Annotated in this window: 20 protein-coding genes; 2 read left to right on the forward strand and 18 right to left on the reverse strand. The window is 67.9% G+C overall.

What is annotated here, in order from left to right:
- Positions 1-399: 399 nt before the first annotated feature.
- The 15 genes from lipA to ACIQ7H_RS15150 all read right to left on the reverse strand — a co-directional run bounded on the left by lipA (position 400) and on the right by ACIQ7H_RS15150 (position 12866).
- The gene (lipA, locus tag ACIQ7H_RS15080; RefSeq protein WP_395792935.1) at positions 400-1392 is read right to left on the reverse strand and encodes a lipoyl synthase; all 993 of its coding nucleotides are present in this window, start codon (positions 1390-1392) and stop codon (positions 400-402) included.
- Positions 1389-2081 carry a lipoyl(octanoyl) transferase LipB gene (lipB, locus tag ACIQ7H_RS15085; protein ID WP_395792937.1) on the reverse strand — a complete coding sequence of 231 codons (693 nt, stop codon included), beginning with the start codon at positions 2079-2081 and terminating at the stop codon, positions 1389-1391. The genes lipA and lipB overlap by 4 nt, the downstream gene beginning before the upstream one ends.
- Positions 2069-2356 (reverse strand): YbeD family protein, encoded by a 288-nt coding sequence (locus tag ACIQ7H_RS15090; protein WP_395792939.1) that lies wholly within the window; start codon positions 2354-2356, stop codon positions 2069-2071. Before ACIQ7H_RS15090 ends, lipB begins: the two co-directional genes overlap by 13 nt.
- Before the next feature lie 54 nt (positions 2357-2410).
- On the reverse strand, positions 2411-2926 hold the full coding sequence (locus ACIQ7H_RS15095; protein WP_395792941.1) for a periplasmic heavy metal sensor: 516 nt from the start codon (positions 2924-2926) through the stop codon (positions 2411-2413).
- On the reverse strand, positions 2923-3369 hold the full coding sequence (locus tag ACIQ7H_RS15100) for a hypothetical protein (RefSeq protein ID WP_395792943.1): 447 nt from the start codon (positions 3367-3369) through the stop codon (positions 2923-2925). The genes ACIQ7H_RS15095 and ACIQ7H_RS15100 overlap by 4 nt, the downstream gene beginning before the upstream one ends.
- A complete protein-coding gene (locus ACIQ7H_RS15105) occupies positions 3366-3941 on the reverse strand; it encodes an RNA polymerase sigma factor (RefSeq protein ID WP_395792945.1) in 576 nt (191 codons plus the stop codon). The genes ACIQ7H_RS15100 and ACIQ7H_RS15105 overlap by 4 nt, the downstream gene beginning before the upstream one ends.
- Before the next feature lie 23 nt (positions 3942-3964).
- Positions 3965-4492 (reverse strand): EF-hand domain-containing protein, encoded by a 528-nt coding sequence (locus ACIQ7H_RS15110; protein WP_395792947.1) that lies wholly within the window; start codon positions 4490-4492, stop codon positions 3965-3967.
- 225 nt (positions 4493-4717) lie between these two features.
- A complete protein-coding gene (locus tag ACIQ7H_RS15115; protein ID WP_395792949.1) occupies positions 4718-5950 on the reverse strand; it encodes a D-alanyl-D-alanine carboxypeptidase family protein in 1233 nt (410 codons plus the stop codon).
- A 35-nt stretch (positions 5951-5985) separates the two neighbouring features.
- On the reverse strand, positions 5986-6954 hold the full coding sequence (locus tag ACIQ7H_RS15120; protein WP_395792951.1) for a septal ring lytic transglycosylase RlpA family protein: 969 nt from the start codon (positions 6952-6954) through the stop codon (positions 5986-5988).
- The gene (gene mltB / locus ACIQ7H_RS15125) at positions 6951-7958 is read right to left on the reverse strand and encodes a lytic murein transglycosylase B (protein WP_395792953.1); all 1008 of its coding nucleotides are present in this window, start codon (positions 7956-7958) and stop codon (positions 6951-6953) included. Before mltB ends, ACIQ7H_RS15120 begins: the two co-directional genes overlap by 4 nt.
- Before the next feature lie 81 nt (positions 7959-8039).
- Positions 8040-8633 (reverse strand): LON peptidase substrate-binding domain-containing protein, encoded by a 594-nt coding sequence (locus ACIQ7H_RS15130; RefSeq protein WP_395792955.1) that lies wholly within the window; start codon positions 8631-8633, stop codon positions 8040-8042.
- 153 nt (positions 8634-8786) lie between these two features.
- Complete coding sequence (gene mpl, locus ACIQ7H_RS15135) at positions 8787-10169, reverse strand: UDP-N-acetylmuramate:L-alanyl-gamma-D-glutamyl-meso-diaminopimelate ligase (RefSeq protein WP_395792957.1); 1383 nt, start codon at positions 10167-10169, stop codon at positions 8787-8789.
- On the reverse strand, positions 10166-10591 hold the full coding sequence (locus ACIQ7H_RS15140) for a hypothetical protein (RefSeq protein WP_395792958.1): 426 nt from the start codon (positions 10589-10591) through the stop codon (positions 10166-10168). Before ACIQ7H_RS15140 ends, mpl begins: the two co-directional genes overlap by 4 nt.
- 348 nt (positions 10592-10939) lie before the next feature.
- On the reverse strand, positions 10940-11521 hold the full coding sequence (locus ACIQ7H_RS15145; protein WP_395792959.1) for an adenylate kinase: 582 nt from the start codon (positions 11519-11521) through the stop codon (positions 10940-10942).
- A 205-nt stretch (positions 11522-11726) separates the two neighbouring features.
- Positions 11727-12866, reverse strand: a complete 1140-nt coding sequence (locus tag ACIQ7H_RS15150; protein ID WP_395792961.1) for an acyltransferase family protein — start codon at positions 12864-12866, stop codon at positions 11727-11729.
- 148 nt (positions 12867-13014) lie between these two features.
- Between ACIQ7H_RS15150 and ACIQ7H_RS15155 the strand changes: the two genes are divergently transcribed.
- Positions 13015-14277, forward strand: a complete 1263-nt coding sequence (locus tag ACIQ7H_RS15155) for a 6-phosphofructokinase (protein ID WP_395792963.1) — start codon at positions 13015-13017, stop codon at positions 14275-14277.
- 238 nt (positions 14278-14515) lie between these two features.
- Positions 14516-15880 (forward strand): AMP-binding protein, encoded by a 1365-nt coding sequence (locus ACIQ7H_RS15160; RefSeq protein ID WP_395792965.1) that lies wholly within the window; start codon positions 14516-14518, stop codon positions 15878-15880.
- 152 nt (positions 15881-16032) lie between these two features.
- On the opposite strand, the gene ACIQ7H_RS15165 is transcribed toward ACIQ7H_RS15160, so the two are convergent.
- From ACIQ7H_RS15165 to ACIQ7H_RS15175, 3 genes are all read right to left on the reverse strand, one after another.
- Positions 16033-16836, reverse strand: a complete 804-nt coding sequence (locus ACIQ7H_RS15165; protein ID WP_395792967.1) for a substrate-binding periplasmic protein — start codon at positions 16834-16836, stop codon at positions 16033-16035.
- Positions 16837-17075: 239 nt separating this feature from the next.
- Positions 17076-17420 carry a hypothetical protein gene (locus ACIQ7H_RS15170; protein WP_395792969.1) on the reverse strand — a complete coding sequence of 115 codons (345 nt, stop codon included), beginning with the start codon at positions 17418-17420 and terminating at the stop codon, positions 17076-17078.
- Positions 17417-17881, reverse strand: coding sequence for a hypothetical protein (locus ACIQ7H_RS15175; RefSeq protein ID WP_395792971.1), 465 nt, complete (start codon positions 17879-17881; stop codon positions 17417-17419). The genes ACIQ7H_RS15170 and ACIQ7H_RS15175 overlap by 4 nt, the downstream gene beginning before the upstream one ends.
- Between the last annotated feature and the right edge of the window lie 114 nt (positions 17882-17995).

A 17995-nucleotide genomic window follows, 5' to 3' on the forward strand; every position in this document is an offset into this window, starting at 1 on the left:
GCGGCGCGTCTGCTTCTTCTTCGCCGTGTAGGCCAGAGAGTCGAAGGTGGTCTGCTTCATGGGGTGACTGTCATGTGGGTGATGCACAAATTCTACCAGCCGGGCTGGGATAAAACAGAGGTTCCCTTGGTGCCGCAAGTCGCTGCCGGTGCGGGTCGATTCGAGTAGGGCGTTGCGGGCCCGCAAGAGCGTGCTGGTCGCAGGTTGGCGCCAAGCGCAGCGCGGCCCAAGCTCGCGTCTCGACGAAGCGCAGGCGATGTGTCGGCGCGGTATCGCGACTTGAGGTGAGCGTGAATTCCACGACGTTGGGATGCGCCTTTGGCTTACCCCGACCTACAAGAGCCCGCTGCGATGCTGGGGTGCGCCTCGCCGACTGCGCTGACACATCCCGCCACTGCGTCAGAGATCGACGAAGCCCGCATCCTTGGCCATCCGATCTGCGTGATAGCTGGAGCGCACCAGCGGCCCGGACGCGACATGGGTAAAGCCCATCTCCAGGCCGATGCGCTCGAGTTCGGCGAATTCATCGGGGTGCCAGTAGCGCATCACCGGGTGGTGGTGCGGGGTGGGCTGCAGGTACTGGCCGATGGTGACCATGTCGACATCGTGGCGGCGCAGGTCGCGCAGGGCGCCGACGACCTGGTCCATTTCTTCGCCGAGGCCGAGCATGATTCCGGACTTGGTGGCCACGTTCGGGTGCTGGGCCTTGAAGCGCTGCAGCAGCTGCAGCGACCAGTCGTAATCGGCGCCGGGGCGGACATTGGTGTAGAGCTCGCGGACGGTTTCGAGGTTGTGGTTGAACACGTCGGGCGGGTTGGTCGCGAGGATCTCCAGCGCGCGGTCCATGCGGCCTTTGCCGCGGAAGTCCGGGGTGAGGATCTCGATCTTGATGCTGGGCAGCAGGGCACGGGTTTCGCGGATGCAGTCAACGAAATGCTGGGCACCGCCGTCGCGCAGGTCGTCGCGGTCGACCGAGGTGATCACCACGTACTTCAGGCGCATGTCGGCGATCGTCTGCGCGAGCTTGAACGGCTCGGCGGCATCCGGCGGCTTTGGCCGGCCGTGGGCGACGTCGCAGAAGCTGCAGCGGCGGGTGCAGACCTCGCCAAGGATCATGAAGGTGGCGGTGCCGTGGCTGAAGCACTCGTGGATGTTCGGGCAGCTGGCCTCTTCACAGACGGTGACCAGGGCGTTCTCGCGCAGGCGTGATTTCAGCTGCTGCACGGCATTGCCCGAGGGCAGGCGCACGCGGATCCAGCTCGGCTTGCGCAGGGTCGGGGCGTTTTCGAACTGGACCGGGCTGCGCGCGATTTTGTTCTCGCCCAGTTGCTTCTCGCCCATCACCATCAGCGGGATTTCGCGCGGGGCGGGCTTGGTGGCGGAGTCGCTCATGCGGGGCTCGATTCGGGTTCGGCGAAGAAGGGGGAAAGGTCTGGCGCGGCAGCATCCATGGCCTGCAGGCCGAACGCGGCGGCGAGCTTCGGCACCAATACAGCGGCGGCCTCGGCCAAGGTCGCGGGGCCGCCCAAGTCTAGCAGTTGGGTCACTTTCAACCCCTGGTAGCCGCAGGGGTTGATGCCGGCGTAGGGGCTGAGGTCCATCGCCACGTTGAGGGCAAGGCCGTGAAAACTGCAGCTACGCCGCACCCGCAGGCCCAGCGCCATCACCTTGGCGCCGTCGACGTAGATGCCGGGCGCGCCGTCGATGCGCTCGCCGCGGATATTCCATTCGGCGAGGGTATCGATGGTCGCCTGTTCGATCCGGCAGACCAGATCGCGCACGCCGATGCCGAGCCGGCGCAGATCGAGCAGCGGATAGGCGACCAGCTGTCCGGGGCCGTGATAGGTGACCTGGCCGCCGCGGTCGACGCGCACGACCGGGATGTCGCCCGGCAGCAGCACATGTTCGGGTTTGCCGGCCTGGCCGAGGGTGAACACGGGCTCATGCTCGACCAGCCAGAGTTGATCCGGCTGCTCCGGCCCGCGCGCATCGGTGTAGGCCTGCATGGCCCGCCACACCGGCGCATACGGCTGGCGGCCGAGCTGGCAGACCTGCAGCGCGGCGGGGCCTACAGCGTCCACTTGATGCCGGGCAGCGCGCGCAGGGCGCCGTGGGCGGCGTCGTAGTCTTCGCGCGAGTGCGCGTCAAAGCTCAGGCTGACCGAGAGGTATTTGCCGCCGCTGGAGCTGCGGCTGCGCACGCTGTCGGCATCGAAGCTCAGGCCGAGCGCGTGGATGGCGCCGGTGACGCGCTCGATCCAGTCGGCGCTGGCCAGGCCGACCGCGGTGATCTCGATGCGACAGGGAAATTCAAAGCCGCGCTGCTCGGGCGCGGCACCGGGGTCGTTTGTGTCCATCGGCGCATTATCGGGGCCGCGCGCGGCTTTCCCAAGCGCCTGCGGTGGTTCGGCTCAATCGTTCTCACGCTCGCGCTCGCGGCCACGGCTGTCGTCGGGCGAGCGCCCGCGGTGTCCGCCGCGACGCTGCATGCTGTCGGCCAGCAGCGCGCGCTCGCGCGGCTGCAGGCGTTCGGCCAAGCGCTGCAGGCCGGCGTGCACGCGTTCGGCGGTGGCCTGCTCGCGTGCACGCACCTGCGCCAGCGCGGCGCCAAACGCTTCTGCATCGAACTCAGGCTGGCGCAGCAGGCGCTGCACCTCGACTTGTGCGGAGCGCACTTCGCCGAGTGAACGCCGGAGTTCGTGCCGATCGCTGCCCAGGGTTTCCATCACCATCGCCCGGCGCTCGGGTGTCAGCACGCGCTCCAGCCGACGTGCATCCGGCAGGCTGCGCGCGTCGCCGGGATCGACGGCAGCTTCGACCGGCGCCGGTTTGCGCCAGGCCATGCCGGCCAGCGCGGCGGCGAGCAGCAGATTCAGGCACACCGACACCAGCAGGGCGATGCGGAAGGGCGTGGACAGCGCGCTCATGGCAGTTCCTCGTCGATGCTCTCGTCCAGCCAGGCGAGGGCGATGTAGGTGTCGAGATCGGACTCCGATTCCTCCGCGGCCTGCGGGATCAGGATGCCGAGGCCCAAGCCGAAGCTCAGCGCCAACGCGAACGCCGGGCCGGCCAGGCGCAGGCCACCGAGGGCATCCCACAGCTCGCGCCAGCCCGAGCGCTGTGGTGCCGGTGGGCGATGCCGCGCGGCCTGCGGTGCTGCTGCGAGCACGCGAGCGGCCAGGCTGGACGGCAGTTCGGGCAGCGGCAGGCCGGACAGGGCTTGATCCAGCGCAGCGGCCTCGGCAAGCGCCTGGGCAAGGGGAGCCGACAAGGGCCGCGCCGCAGCAAGTGCAGCGCGTTCGGCCGGCGGCCAGCGCGCGGGGTCAGCGCCGTAGGCATCGATCAGATGCTGCAGTCGTTCGGAGTTCATGACGCGCCTCCTTGCGGCGCAGGCAAACGTTGGCGCAGGCCGCGACGGGCGCGGGCCAGCAGGGATTCCAATGCGTCTTCGCTGACGCCAAGCACAGCCGCCGATTCGGCCTGGTCGAGGCCTTCGTAGTGGAACAGCAGCAGGGCTTCGCGCTGGCGCTCCGGCAATTCGGCGATCGCGCTGCGCAGCTGCTGGCTGCGCTCGCCGACCATCGCCTGCGCTTCCGGCCGCAGCTCGGCGGCCTCGGCCAGGCCTTCGTCGAGCGCGATCTGCGGCCGCCGTCGACGCAACCGGTCGCGGCACAGGTTGACGGTGACGGTGTGGATCCAGGTGCTCACCTGGGCCTGCCCGCTGCGCCAGTCCGCACCGGCCTGCCACAGGCGCAGGAATAGTTCTTGAGCGATATCTTCGGCTTCAGCGGCATCGTCCAGCAGCCTTGTTGCCAGCCGGTGCACGCGCGGCAGGTGCCGGGCGACCAGCGCGGCGGAAGCGCGCTGATCGCCGGCCGATGCCGCCTTCAACAGGTCGGCATCGGGGTCGATGGCATCACCACAGGGTGCAGTACTGAGCATGCGACTGACGGTCGCCGGCCGGCTCAGCCGCCACGCGGGCCGTGATGACGGCCACCGTGACCGCCACGCGGGCCGTGAGCCAGCTCGTCAGCCTCGATCATGCCGTCACCATTGCGGTCCATGCGCTGCATGCGCTTGGCGTGGGCGGCGGCGAACTCTTCGGCGTTGAGCTGGCCATCGGCATTGCTGTCCATGCGCTCAAGCTGCTTCTGCTGACGCTGGGCCTGACGTTCGGCGCGCTGGGCGTCGCGGAAGGCCTCCAGCTCGGCGGCGCTGATCTGGCCGTCGCCGTTGGCATCGATCGAGGCGGCATGCGCGGCCGCGGCGGCATCGATCTCGGTCTGGCTGATGCTGCCGTCGGCATTGGCGTCGAGGCGCTTGAGCATGTCGGCGCGGACCTGCTCGCGCTTGGCCTGCATCTCGGCTCGACGGCTGTCACGATCGGAGGACGCGGCCGGTCCCGGCTGGGCGAAAGCGACGGTCGCTGAAAATGCCGCAGCAATGGTCAGAGCGATCAGCGTGCGGGTGCTGCGGAGGGCGGTGCGCTTCATGAGGTGCTCCTGGCGTTTCGGGTCAAGGCGGCTTGCCTTGGCGGATTCAACGCTCAGGTCTGCAGTATCCGTCGCGACGAACGCCGGTGATGTTCAGCTTCGCGGCCGGGGCGAGAATTCACGGTCGCGAGAAGGCTGCAACTGCGGCTGCAGTCGGTCAGGCGAAGCCGTCACACAGCCGCGCCGACTGAACCTTCGGCCATCCCGATTCCCGATTCCCGCGTCTTACTCCGACTCCCACCACATCATCACCCCATCCCAGGTGCGGCCGAGAAAGCCCGCCTCCGGTGCCGCCTGCAGCGCCACCAGCGGGCGTTCGACCAGCGGCTGGTCGTCCAAGCTCAGGCGCAGCGTACCGACCTGCTGGCCCTGCTCGAACGGTCCGATCAGCGGCTTGGGGATGTCGATCACGGCCTTGATCTGATCGTATTTGCCGCGCGCCACGGTCAACTGCAGTGGCTCGGACAGACCCAGCGGCAGGCTGCTGAGTTCGCTTTTCCACAGGCGCGGCTCGGCCAGCTTTTCGCCGGCGGCATACAGCTGATGCGATTCGAAAAAGCGGAAGCCGTAGTTCAGGATCGCCTGGCTGTCGTCGGCGCGCTTTTTCTCGCCGGAGGAGCCCATCACCACGCTGATCAGGCGCATCCCTTCGCGCTCGGCCGAGGCTGCCAGGCAGTAGCCGGCCGCCGCGGTGTGCCCAGTCTTGATGCCGTCCACCGTCGCATCGCGCCACAGCAGGGAGTTGCGGTTGTGCTGGGTGATGCCGTTCAGGGTCAGCTCTTTCTTGGCGTAGACCTCGTAGTCCTCCGGGAAGTCGCGGATCAGCGCGCGCGACAGCAGGGCGATGTCGTGCGCGGTGGTGTAGAGCTCCGGGTCGGGCAGGCCGGTGGCATTGGTGAAATGGGTGCCGGTCAGCCCGAGCTTCTGCGCGTAGTTGTTCATCAGGTCGGCGAAGGCCTCCTCGCTGCCGGCGACGTGCTCGGCCAGCGCGATCGAGGCGTCGTTGCCGCTCTGGATGATCATCCCGTAGAGCAGATCCTGCAGGCGCACCTCGGAGTTCACCGGCAGAAAGCTGGTGGAACCATCAGTGCCGCCACCGCCGACCCGCCACGCGTTCTCGGAAATGCGCACCTGATCGTCGACCCCGACCTTGCCGGCGGCGACTTCGGCCGACACCACGTACGAGGTCATCACCTTGGTGATGCTGGCGGGCTCGACCCGGCCGTCCGGGTTGTGGCCCATCAGCACTTGGCCGGTTGCATAGTCCATCAGCACCCAGGCGGTGCCTTCAACGCTCGGCGGCTGTGGCGCCGGCACCGGTGCAGACGGGCGTGGCGCTGGCTGCGGCACAGGCTGAGGAGTGGGCTGTGCGGCCGGGGTTTGGGCGAGCGCGGCGGCGGTGAACACCGCGGCGCTGCACAGGGCAGCGGCCAGCAGGCGGGTGGCGAACACTTTCATGCGGACAGACTCCATCTCGGGATGCGGCAAAGGCTTCAGGGGCGGACCGGCCGCGGCGTGCCCAGGCCCAAACGCTGCACGCGCTGGACCAGGGCGGGCTGGGAATCGACATCGACCGGGCCGATGCGGACCCGGTAGACCGTGCTGGCGCCCACTTCGGCGCGCTGGATGCGGACGTCACGAACGCCGGCGCTTTCAAGCTGGTCGGCGACCCGGCGCGCATTGACGCGCTCGGCAAAGCTGCCGACCTGCAGAATCACGTCGCCGGCTTCGGTGCGCGGTGGCTGTTCGCGCGGCGGCGCGACAGCGCCACCCGGGCGCGCCGGCGGCGGCGCACTCGCGGTGGTGCTGTGCATGCCACGCGGCACGATCGCCTCGACCTTGACCGGGCCGGTGCCGCGGATATGAATACCCAAGCGCACCGCGGCGGCGTAGGAGAGGTCAATCAGACGATCAGCGTGGAACGGCCCGCGGTCGTTGACCCGCACGATCACACTGCGGCCGTTCTCGGTATTGGTGACTCGCGCCCAGCTCGGCAGCGGCAGCGTCTTGTGCGCGGCGGTGAACTGGTACATGTCGTACGGTTCGAAGCTTGAGGTGGGCCGGCCGTGGAACTTGGTGCCATACCAGCTGGCCACGCCGCGCTCGACATAGCCGTCGGCGCTGTCCATCACGTGGTAACGCCGGCCGAGCACCACATACGGCGAATGGTTGCCGTAGCGCGCGCGCGGCTCGGCGCGGGGTATCGGCTCCGGCAGGCCGCTGACATCGGGCGGCACTTCCGGGCCGCCATCGCGCAGATGCGGCGCATACAGCCCACCGCCCTGCTCGCCCGCGGGCTCGCCCTGGCTGGGCGGGCGCCGCGGCGGCGCCGGCCGCTGCGAAGTCGAGCCACCGCGATGCTCACGCTCTGGCGCAGGCCGGTGTTTGCCGCCGGCGCAGGCGGACAGCAGCAGCACCGCAAGCAGCATCAGCAGGGTTTGTGCCGCGCGGTGTGGCCTCACGGCGCCAGCGGGGTGGCGCCGTCGGGGCGCGCCTGGGCGATCTCGCCGGCCAGTTGGAACACCGCCAGCGAATACAGCTGGGAGCGGTTGTAGCGCGAGATCACGTAGAAATTCTTGAACGCGATCCAATGCTCGCGACCGCCGGCGCCATCGAGATTGAGCACGGTCGCCGGCAGATCGGCGCCAACCGCGTGCTGCGGCCGATAGCCGCGTTCGGCGAGGTCGGCCAGCCGATGGGTGGCCTCCAGGTTGCCGGGCGCGAATTCCTCGGCGCCGTCGAAGCGAGCCGGCGCGACCACCGGCAGATCACGCTGCCAGCCGTGGGCGACGAAATAGTTGGCGATCGAGGCGGTGATGTCGGGCAACGAGCCCCACAGATCGCGGCGACCGTCGCCGTCGCCGTCAACGGCGTAAGCGAGGTAGCTCGACGGCATGAACTGGCCCCAGCCCATCGCGCCGGCATAGCTGCCTTTGGCGGTGGCGATGTCGACGTTCTCGGCTTCGGCGAGCCTGAAGAAGTTGCCCAACTCGGCGCGGAAAAAAGTCTCGCGCGGCGGGTAGAACAGGCCAAGTGTGTACAGCGCATCCAGCACGCGGTGACTGCCGGTGATGCGCCCATAGCTGGTCTCCACGCCCATGATCGCGACGATCATCTCGGCCGGCACGCCGGTCTCGGACTCGATCCGCGACAACAAGGCCCAGTGTTCGGTCAGAAACGCGCGACCGTCACTGATGCGCCGGTCGTTCATGAAGATCGGACGGTAGTCGCGCCAGGGCTTGGCCTCGGCCGGGCGGGTCATCGCGTCGATGATGCTCTGCTGGTAGCGCGCACGGCCCAGCCAGGTGTCGATCGTGGCGGGATCCAGGCCGTGTTTCTCGGCGGCCTCGGCGACAAAGACGGCGCGGGCATCCGGGCTCAGCTCGGGTACCGCAGCGGCGGCGGGCCAGGCGCAGACAATGGCGGCCAGCGCGGCCAGGACTCGGGAATTTCGGGGAGTTCGCATCGGGGAAGGCAGCAACAGGGCGGACAACGCTGGCATCTTACACGCAGCCGAGCGGCCACCCGCAGGCTGCGTGCGCGGGCTTCAGCCCTCGGACTGGAACTGCGGCAGTGCCTCAAGGATGCGATCCAGCCGCGCGCTGGCATCGTCAAGCTCCAGCAGGGCCTGTTGTTCACGCGGCTCGAACGGCAGCAGCTCGGCCAGACGGAAGCTGACCCAGTGCGCATCATCGAGCTGGGCCTTGCTGGCATCGGCATACGGCCCACCGACGTGTTCGAGCAGGCGCTCCAGCAGCTGTGCCAGCAGACCATGCTGAGCCGGCACGGGCTCGGGCTCGAACCAGGTCGAGTCCTCGACCTCTCCAATGATCAGGCCGTTATCGCGCAGCCGGGTCTGTCGCACCCGGAAGCGCTGCTCGCCGCGGCAGCAGATGCCCAACAGGCCATCGGGCAAGGTGTAGAAGTCGACGATCCGCGCCATCGTGCCGACCGCCGCCGGCAGCGCCGGGCTGCCCGCTTCTGCACCCGCAAGAATCAGACTGACGCCGAACGGACTGCTCTCGCGGCTGCACTGCTTGATCAGGTCCAGATAGCGCGTTTCGAAAATGCGCAGCCGCAGTTCGGCGCCGGGAAACAGCACCATCGAAAGCGGGAACAGGGGCAGGTCGCGCTTGGGCATGGACAGAAGTCTAGCTGAGCGGGGAATCGGGAGTGGTTTGGAGCGGGTTCGTGGGAGCCAGATCGCCACGAACGAACTCGGAACTCCAGAGCCGAATCTGCGTAGCGGAACATGCCCGCCGGCTGGCGAGCAGCGCCCCGACAGCGCACCGCTCTAACCGATTCCCGATTCCCGATTCCCGATTCCCAGCCGCTCAACCATTCGCGCCGGCGCGCCTTCGAAGCCGCCGTTCGACATGAACACCACGTGGTCGCCGGGCTGCGCGCTGGCGGCGAGGCGATCAAGCAGGGCGTCGACGCTGGCGACCGTGCTGCCCTGCCCGCGCAGGGCGCCAACCACGGCGGCAGCATCCCAGGGCAGTTCGGGGCGGTGCAGGAACACCACTTCGTCGGCATCCGCCAAGGACGGCGCCAGCTCAGCCGAATGGGCGCCGAGCCGCATCGAGTTGCTGCGCGGCTCGATCGCGACCCGGATCCGCGCCGCACCGACCTGGGCGCGCAGGCCGGCCAGGGTGGTGCGGATCGCGGTCGGGTGGTGGGCGAAGTCGTCATAGACGCTGATGCCGCGCGGCGTGCCGAGCTTTTGCAGGCGCCGCTTCACCGAAGCGAACTCGGCCAGCTGTGGCAGCAGCGGCTGCACATCGAGACCGTAGGCGTCGACGGCCGCGATCGCGGCCAGCGCGTTCATCACGTTGTGCCGGCCAAGCAGGCCCCAGTGCACTTCGCCCAGCGTGCGGCCGGCGTTGCGCACTTCGAACGCGCTGCCGTCAGCCTGCAGCAGCTGCGCCTGCCAGTCGGCGGCGACCTCGATGCCGAAGCGGGTCGCCGGCGTCCAGCAGCCCATCGCAAGCAGCTCGGTCAGGGCCGGGTCTTCGGCGTTGACGATCAAGCGGCCGCGTCCGGGCACGGTTCGCACCAGGTGATGGAACTGGCGCTGGATCGCGGCCAGATCCGGAAAGATGTCGGCGTGGTCGTATTCGAGATTGTTGAGGATCGCGATCTCGGGCCGGTAGTGCACGAACTTCGAACGCTTGTCGAAGAACGCGGTGTCGTATTCATCGGCCTCGACCACGAAGGCATCGCCAGCGCCACAGCGTGCGGACACGCCGAAGTTGTCAGGCACACCACCGATCAGAAAGCCGGGCGCGGCGCCCGCGCGCTCCAGCAGAAAGGCGAGCATGGAACTGGTGGTGGTCTTGCCGTGGGTGCCCGCAACCGCCAGCACACGCCGGCCGTGCAGCACCTGCGCGGCAAGCCATTGCGCGCCCGAGGTGTAGTCGCGGCCGGCATCGAGCACGGCCTCCACCGCCGGGTTGCCGCGCGACAGCGCATTGCCAACCACCACCTGCTCGGCGTCGGCGCTGATATGTTCAGGCAGGTAACCAGAACGCAGGGCGATGCCGAGCGCCTGCAGCTGCTCGCTCATCGGTGGATAGACGTTCTGATCGGAGCCTTCGACTGTGTGGCCCAGTTCGCGCGCCAGCGCGGCCACGCCGCCCATGAAGGTGCCGCAGATACCGAGGATGTGGATCTTCATTGCGTGCGTCCAAAAAGCTGAGTGGCCAGAGCGACTTCAGCGAAGAACAAGGCCAGGCTGAGGATGAAGGCCGCAAGCGGTGGCCACTCGAGCGCGTTGCGCCAGATGTGGGCATCCACCATCAGCTTCCACAGGGTCAGTCCGAGTGCGGTGAAAGCGATCAGGGCTTGCGCCGCCGTTACATCCTGCGGCGCAGCCTTGGCAAGCTCAGGCTCGCCCAGCAGCGCGACAGCGGGCAGCAACGCCACGGTGAACAGCACTCCGGTACCGGCAAAAGCGGTCGCCGTCTGCACGAACCGCTCGGGCAGTTTCACCAGCCGGAGCAGCGCCCACACCGGCAGCAGCAGGCAGGCGATGGAAAACAGCAACCGCGGCAGCAAGAGCTCGTTGCCACCCAGCAACTGCGCGGCAACGAACTGCAAACCGAACAGGCCAAGCAGGAGCATCGCCAGCGCGCCGGTCGAATGCGGCAAATGCTGCGGACCCAGCCGCAGTGCACACAACAGGGCGATCCGAGCGATCAGAGCCGACATGGCTTGCACACCTAGGAAGCGCAGATGGGCGCCGAGCATTCTGCCGGCGATGCAGTCGAAACCCACGAAAGACCACGGTCACACAGCGATCGCGCCGCTCGACGCCGGCGGCAAGACGGGCGGCGCGAAGTCGAATGAGCGTCGTCGGTAAGGTAAGGCGCGCGAGTCGGGTCAATCAGCGCGCTCGCAGGCAGCCAGAACCGGCCGCTGCGGGCGCGCGCGTCGAGCTGAACGCGCTCAGGCTTCGTCCGCCACGGCGCTGCGGATCGCAGCGAGAATGCGGCCGGAGACTTCTTCCAGCGCACCGACGCCGAACACGCAGACCAGGCGCCCGCGTTCGCGGTAGTAGTCGATGACCGGCGCAGTCTGATTGGAATACACCCGCAGACGATTGGCCACCGCGTCGGGTGTGTCGTCAGCGCGGCCTTCCGCCTGCGCACGGCCGGCGATGCGCTGGATCAACAGCTCGGTGCTGACATCCAGCTGTACCGCCACGTCCACCGGCAGGTTCAGCCGATGCAGCAGCGCGTCCAGCGCGCTGGCCTGGGCCAGGTTGCGCGGGTAGCCATCCAGGATGAAGCCACTGGCGATGTCCGGCTGGCTGAAACGCTCTTCGAGCATGCCGAGCACGATCTCGTCGGAGACCAGTTCGCCGCGCGCCATGACGGCTTGAGCCTGCAGCCCCAACGGGGTACCCGCCGCTACGGCGGCGCGCAGCAGATCGCCGGTGGAGATGTGCGGTACGCCCAGTTGTTCCTTGAGCCGGGTGGCCTGGGTGCCTTTGCCCGAGCCGGGCGCGCCGAGAAGTACCAGTCGCATGGGAGATCCGAAAGTGAGGAGAAATCGGGGGCTACGCCGGGGCTGGAGCAGTGCGGACTGCGCCTGCGAGCAGGCGCTGGCATCGCGGCTGTCCCGCCAATGTCCCGGAGCGTGCGGTCGTCCGCAACGTAACCGCTGCCCCCAGGCAAGTCAATTCAGCGAAGCCGGAAGGCGCCATTGACGACTTGCGAAGCGGCAAGCCGCGTCAGGCCGGCCGTTCAAGCTGCTCGGAACGCCGCGCACGTGCGCCGAGGAAAGGCCGCTCGATGAAGCGATAGGACACGCCTGCCACCGCCATCGAGAGCGCGGCCAGCAGCACGCAATCGAGTAAGCCTGCCGGCCGCGCGAACCAATGGTTGAACAGGTACAGCAGCGGCGCATGCCAGAGGTACAGGCTGTAGCTGACCATGCCCAGCCAGGCCAACGGCCACCACTGCAGGCCGCGCGCGACCGCGCCGCGCGGATCGGCCGAAGCACCCAGCATGAGTGCGGCAAAGGCGAGCGCGATCAGCGCGCTGAACAGCCAGACCCAGGGCAGGCCCAGCTCAACAACGAAATTGCCGAGTTCGGACGCCAGCGCCGCAAGCGCCAAAGCCGCGATCAGGCCCGACCAGGCCAGCGTGCGCGCCAGCGCCGGCGAAGGCGGGTGCCGCAACAGCAGCCAAGCGGCCGCCATGCCGAAGCCGAACTGGTCAAGCCGCCCGGGCAGCTGGATGATCCAGCGAGCCAGCACCAGGCCGTCGGCGCCATAGCGGTGCACGCTCCAGACGCAGAGCAGGCGGAAGCCGATCGCCAACAGCAGGAACACCAGCACGCCCGCCAAGGCGCGCCGCGCGCTGCCCCGGAAGACCAGCGCCATCAGCGGCAGCACCATGTAGAAATTCCACTCGACCGGCAGCGACCAGTACACGCCGTTGATCGCCGACTCGTTGCCCCACAGGTTGAAGCTCAGGCTGAAGTGCGCGGCGATCTCGCCCAGCGGAGGCAGGCCTGCCCCCCACACCGCCGCGATCGCCAACAGGATCACCAGCTGCGCCCACAGTGCCGGCAGCACACGGCGCAAACGGTTGCGCCAGAACGGCCACAGGCCCTGCGCACGCCGCGCGCCGTCGATGAAGGCCGGCGCCAGCAGAAAGCCCGAGAGCACGAAGAACAGGTCCACACCCAGATAGCCGCTGGTGAGCAAGGGCGCGAAAACGAAGCTCCCCCAACCGATGTCGGCGCGATGGCTGAGGTCATACAGGTGGAACAGCAACACCCACAGCGCAGCAACGCCGCGCAGGCCGGTCACGGCAGGCAGGTAGGCATCGGCGCGCGCGCGGGCGCCTTCGTGCGATGGGGTCATGCGGCTGGATGGCAACGGTCAAGGCGCGGATGTTGGCACAGGCGCGCCCGCTGCCGGGTCCCGTTCCCGCGCGGCTACACTGTGCGCCGCGCTGCCAGACGCAGCCTGCGAACCTTCTGCAGCCCGACAACTTCAATGGGAAACCCGCATGAGCCAGGGAAAACTGCTGTACGCACAATCGGGCGGCGTCACCGCCGTCATCAATGCCACCGCGGCCGCGGTGATCGAAACCGCGCGCAAGCACAAGGTCAAGGTGCTGGCTGCGCGCAACGGCATCATCGGCGCGCTGCGCGAAGACCTGATCGATACCAGCAAGGAAACCGCCGCTGCCCTGCGCGATCTTGCCCATACCCCTGGCGGCGCCTTCGGCAGCTGCCGCTTCAAGCTGAAGTCGGTCGATGAAAATCGTGAACAGTACCAGCGCCTGATCGACGTGTTCCGTGCGCACGACATCCGCTATTTCCTCTACAACGGCGGTAACGACAGCGCCGATACGGCACACAAGCTGTCGCAGATCACCAAGGCCTTCGACTATCCCGTCACCTGCATCGGCGTGCCGAAGACGGTCGACAACGACCTCGCCGTGACCGACTGCTGCCCGGGCTTCGGCTCGGTGGCGAAGTACACGGCGGTGTCGGTGATGGAGGCCAGTCTTGATGTGATCTCGATGAGCGAGAGCTCCACCAAGGTGTTCGTGATGGAGGTGATGGGCCGCCACGCCGGCTGGATCGCCGCCGCCGCTGGGCTCGCCCAGCGCGCCGAGGGCGACCCGCCGCAGATCATCCTGTTCCCGGAAATCGCTTTTGACGAGGCCAAGTTTCTGGCCAAGGTCAAGGCCACGGTTGAGAAGATCGGCTACTGCACGGTGGTGGTCAGCGAAGGCCTCAGCCATCCGGACGGCCGCTTTGTCGCCGAGGCCGGCGGCAAGGATGCGTTCGGCCACAGCCAGCTCGGCGGTGTGGGGCCCACCATCGCCGCCCTGGTCAAGGAAAAGCTTGGCTACAAGTACCACTGGGCGGTGCCCGACTACCTGCAGCGCTCGGCGCGACACATCGCATCCAAGACCGACTGGGAGCAAGCCCAGGCGGTCGGCCGTGCGGCAGTCGAGTACGCGCTGGCCGGCAAGAACGCGGTGATGCCGGTGATCAAGCGCACCTCGGATGCACCCTATCGCTGGAAGATCGAAGCCGCTCCGCTGGCCAAGGTCGCCAACCACGAAAAGAAGATGCCGAAGAACTTCATCAGCCGCGATGGCTATGGCATCACCGACGCCTGCCGCAAATACCTCGCCCCGCTGATCCAGGGCGAAGCCCCACCGCCCTTCGCCAAGGACGGCCTGCCGCGCTACGTGACCCTGAAGAACGTCGCGGTGACGAAGAAGCTGCCGGCGTATGTGATTGCCGACAAGTGATGGGAATCGGGTTTGGGGAATCGGGAACGGCAAGAGCCCGCTCGGCCTGCTCCCGATCTCCCCAAGCTGCGAGGATGCAGACATGACGGCGTCGGGGCCCGCATACGGCGCGAGCTCCGGCCGGCCGCTCCCGATTCCCGATTCCACACGCCCGAATCCCCCGCACAAGCACCCATCTTGAGTATTGCCGCGTTTTCCGCGAGCCTAGCGCGTTGAATTCAGGGTCTTCCCGCCGTCGATGTCCGCAATCTTCACCGGTCCCGCGGCTGCGGCGACCTCACTTCCGCTCGTGGTCGGACCGCTGACGCGTTCGGTTGCCATTGGCGATGACGACCCGATCAGCCTGCAGCGTTTTCTGCGCCAGGTGCAGGCGCTGGCCGAAACCCTACCGGCCGGCAGTCACTGCCTCAATCTCTGCGAGAACCGCTACCGGTTCACCGTGACTCTCTGCGCTGCCTTGCTGCGCGGGCAGCCGACTCTGCTGCCGCCGTCGCGCGCGCCTGGGGTGATCCTGGAGATGCTGGAGCGCTACCCGGAGGCGCACGGCGTCGGTGACGACGGCCACTGCTGTGCGCCGCTGGAGCGGGTACCGCCGCGCTACACCCGACTGCCGGCCGAGCTGCCCGAGACAGCAGTCGACCCATCGCCGCCGACCATCGCCGCCGACCAGCTGGCCGTGATCGGCTTCACTTCGGGCAGCTCCGGCCCGCCCAAACCTCAGCTCAAGTCCTGGGCCAGCTTCGTTCGCAGCACGGCGCTGAACGCGCAGCTGCTGAGTCACATCGCTGGGGCGGATGCGCAGATCGTGGCCACGGTCCCGGCCCAGCACATGTACGGCATGGAGACCTCGGTGCTGCTGCCTCTGCTCGGCGGAGTTCCGATCCATCGCGGCCGGCCGTTCTTCCCGGCCGATATCGCGGCGGCCCTGGCGCAGATCGATGCGCCACGGGTGCTGGTGACCACGCCGGTGCATCTGCGTGCCCTGATGGCATCCGGCATCACCATCCCGCCGCTGGCTGCGATCGTCAGCGCGACTGCACCGCTGCTTGTTGAACTGGCGCGCGCCGCCGAAGCCGCGAGCGGCGGGCGCGTACTGGAGCTGTTCGGCAGCACTGAAACCTGTGTGATCGGCCACCGCCTCACAGCCCAGCAAGACAGCTGGCTGGCCCACCCTGGCGTGCAGATCCAGCCACGGCCCGACGGCGCCCTGATCCAGGCCGAATGGCTGTCCGCGCCGGTGCTGCTGCAGGACCTGATCGAACTGCTGCCGGAGGGTCGCTTCCGCTTGGCCGGGCGCGCCACCGATCTGCTGGAGATCGCCGGCAAACGCGCCTCGCTGGGCGAACTCACGCGCCGGGTGCAGGCGATTGCCGGCGTCGAGGATGCGGTCGTGTTCGTGCCTGACCGCGAGGGCGCCGTGCAGCGCGTGGCGGCCCTGGTGGTAGCGCCCGGCTTGGACGAGATCGCGGTGATGGCGGCCCTGCGTGAGGTGTTGGACCCGGTGTATCTGCCGCGACCGCTGCGACTGCTGCCCGCGCTGCCCCGCAACGCCACCGGCAAACTGCCGCGTGCCGCGCTGTTGGAAGCGTTGCGCGGCGGCTAGCGCGAACCCGGGGAAACCGTATGCACCCGCAGTGCGTTCGTCATTGGCCGGCTCGCAAGGGGCATCGGCGTTGTCGCAGGTCGCAGCAGCCGCTCGGCCGCTCGCCTGAGGGAGTCCTCATCGCGGTGGGCGAGCGGAGCCTATCGCGACCTTCAGCGCACACCGGCCTGCAGCGCGGCCTCACGACTGATGCGCTCGATCGTGCCATCCGCGTGCATGCTTCTGATCGCTGCATCGATGACAGGCAGCTTCGACAAATGCGGCGACAGCTTGCTGATCTGGATTTTGAACTCCAGCGTGTCCAACACTTCCGGCAGCATGATCACCTGGTCTTCGATGCCCATGGCGTGGATCAGCGGCATCGCCTCGACCTCGGCCGAAATGCACAGGTCGCCGCGTTGCGCCGCCAACTGCTTGAGCACGGTCGCCAGGTCACGTGACCAAGCGACCTGAAAGCCGGCGTTCTCAAGATGCGCGCGCGCCCAGCCGTCACCCAGATAGCTGAGCAACTGCCACGGCCGCAGTTGGTCGATGGTTTCGAGCAAGGCCAACTCGGCGCGCCGGGGGTGGCTTGCGCTGGTGAAGCCCCGCAGCTGCAGACGGTACAGGGTCTCGGTCGAGGCGACGCTGTACTTGGCGCGTTCCTCGGTTGCCAAGGTCACCATCGCATCCTGCCGACCGAGTTGCACCATGGCCTGGGCACGCCGCCATGGCAGCGCTTCACACACGAAGTCGATATCGGCCCGACGCAGGGCTTCCTTCGCCAGCAGCAGGTAAACCTTGCCACAGGGAAGTTCGGCGGTCTCGTCGCTGCTGCTGATGCCCGCGGCCACCAGCTTCAAAGGCCGATCCGCGGCCCACGCCGTCGGCAGAAATCCCCAGGCCAGTGCCGCCATCAGCGCAGCCCCCCACAGCTGCCTTGAGACAGCGAAGCAGAACAGGGACCGCAAGGACATGTTCAACATGGCCGGTCGAGTCTGACAGACACAGGCCCACGATGTGCAGCCCTGCACCGGCGCGCGGAAGGCGGGCGCGAGTGCGTCACCGGTCGGCATTCGGCGGCAAACACGCCGAGCTCGAACGGCCCGCCGACATCGCAGTGAAGCTGTTCGCGGCAGCAGGCGCACGCGAAACCCGCGGCGCGGCATCAGCTGCGTGCTGAACTCGTTTGGACCGGCTCGGAAGGAGCTCGCGCTCAGTCATCGTCCAACCCATCGGAGCGCTGGTCGCGCCCGCCGGCGGGTCGCTGCATTTCGCGCAGTTGCCCGTACACCCAGCGCGTCACCGAAGTGCTCTGCAGCAGCGCAGCCGCGAGCTCGGCGTCTGGCTTGGCGCGCAACCGGCGCACCGCAAGCCACTGCAGAACGAGCAGCCCCGTGAGCAGCAGCGCGCCGAGTATCCACAGCATCGCGGCTGCGCCGAAACGCGTCGCCAACCATAGTAGGAGCAGCACCGCAGCGCTGCTTGCGCCCGCGGCAACCGCGCCATGCAGCAGGCGACGCAGTGCATGGGCGACCGCAGGCTTGCCCCGTCTACTCACTGCGCAAGCCTCCGCAACAGCTGCCGCGACTGTCGGCGAACCCATGCCCAACCGAGCCACAACAGCAGCCCCGCGAGAACGAGTGCCGGCAGCCAGAGGTTTGTCTGCTGCAACAAGCCGATCGTCGCTGTGCTCAGCAGCAGCGCGATCGTCATTGATCCAGTAATCGTCGGCCAGAGCCCCAAGCTGGCACGAATACGCACGATGCAGCCCGGCGGCGCGGGCTCAAGCTCGCCATCGAAATGCGCACGCCATTGATCGCCGCTATGCCAGCGCGAGACCCGCTGAGGGGACAGACTGAAGCGATTCGCCGCCCAGTGCCCCCAGTAGGGCTTGGACTCATCGGCCTTATCGTGCAGCAGCTCGTTGCGCGGCGAGTGCAGGACGCCGCGACGTGGGCGGGCCAGAGCGTTGAGGCGAGACCGGAGCTCAGCGGGTGTCAGCATCAGCGCAGCCTCCATTCGCAGCATCAGCTTTGAACCTCCGTGTGTATGTGCAGTTCGCGCCGACCCGTGCCTTCAGGCTCGATCGCCCCTGCGACACGCCAGCTTGATCAAACGGCCATCGCGGATGGC

Origin of the sequence: Aquimonas sp., from assembly GCF_044377145.1 — a bacterium.
Lineage (GTDB): Bacteria > Pseudomonadota > Gammaproteobacteria > Xanthomonadales > Xanthomonadaceae > Aquimonas.

Excerpts from the sequence above, each read along its gene's own strand:
- lipA (WP_395792935.1), bottom strand. The coding sequence starts at position 1,392 with ATGAGCGACTCCGCCACCAAGCCCGCCCCGCGCGAAATCCCGCTGATG.
- ACIQ7H_RS15095 (WP_395792941.1), bottom strand. The coding sequence starts at position 2,926 with ATGAGCGCGCTGTCCACGCCCTTCCGCATCGCCCTGCTGGTGTCGGTG.
- mpl (WP_395792957.1), bottom strand. The coding sequence starts at position 10,169 with ATGAAGATCCACATCCTCGGTATCTGCGGCACCTTCATGGGCGGCGTG.
- ACIQ7H_RS15160 (WP_395792965.1), top strand. The coding sequence starts at position 14,516 with ATGTCCGCAATCTTCACCGGTCCCGCGGCTGCGGCGACCTCACTTCCG.
- ACIQ7H_RS15145 (WP_395792959.1), bottom strand. The coding sequence starts at position 11,521 with ATGCGACTGGTACTTCTCGGCGCGCCCGGCTCGGGCAAAGGCACCCAG.
- ACIQ7H_RS15110 (WP_395792947.1), bottom strand. The coding sequence starts at position 4,492 with ATGAAGCGCACCGCCCTCCGCAGCACCCGCACGCTGATCGCTCTGACC.
- mltB (WP_395792953.1), bottom strand. The coding sequence starts at position 7,958 with ATGCGAACTCCCCGAAATTCCCGAGTCCTGGCCGCGCTGGCCGCCATT.
- ACIQ7H_RS15175 (WP_395792971.1), bottom strand. The coding sequence starts at position 17,881 with ATGGAGGCTGCGCTGATGCTGACACCCGCTGAGCTCCGGTCTCGCCTC.
- ACIQ7H_RS15130 (WP_395792955.1), bottom strand. The coding sequence starts at position 8,633 with ATGCCCAAGCGCGACCTGCCCCTGTTCCCGCTTTCGATGGTGCTGTTT.
- ACIQ7H_RS15115 (WP_395792949.1), bottom strand. The coding sequence starts at position 5,950 with ATGAAAGTGTTCGCCACCCGCCTGCTGGCCGCTGCCCTGTGCAGCGCC.
- ACIQ7H_RS15105 (WP_395792945.1), bottom strand. The coding sequence starts at position 3,941 with ATGCTCAGTACTGCACCCTGTGGTGATGCCATCGACCCCGATGCCGAC.
- ACIQ7H_RS15155 (WP_395792963.1), top strand. The coding sequence starts at position 13,015 with ATGAGCCAGGGAAAACTGCTGTACGCACAATCGGGCGGCGTCACCGCC.
- ACIQ7H_RS15150 (WP_395792961.1), bottom strand. The coding sequence starts at position 12,866 with ATGACCCCATCGCACGAAGGCGCCCGCGCGCGCGCCGATGCCTACCTG.
- ACIQ7H_RS15100 (WP_395792943.1), bottom strand. The coding sequence starts at position 3,369 with ATGAACTCCGAACGACTGCAGCATCTGATCGATGCCTACGGCGCTGAC.
- ACIQ7H_RS15090 (WP_395792939.1), bottom strand. The coding sequence starts at position 2,356 with ATGGACACAAACGACCCCGGTGCCGCGCCCGAGCAGCGCGGCTTTGAA.
- ACIQ7H_RS15165 (WP_395792967.1), bottom strand. The coding sequence starts at position 16,836 with ATGTCCTTGCGGTCCCTGTTCTGCTTCGCTGTCTCAAGGCAGCTGTGG.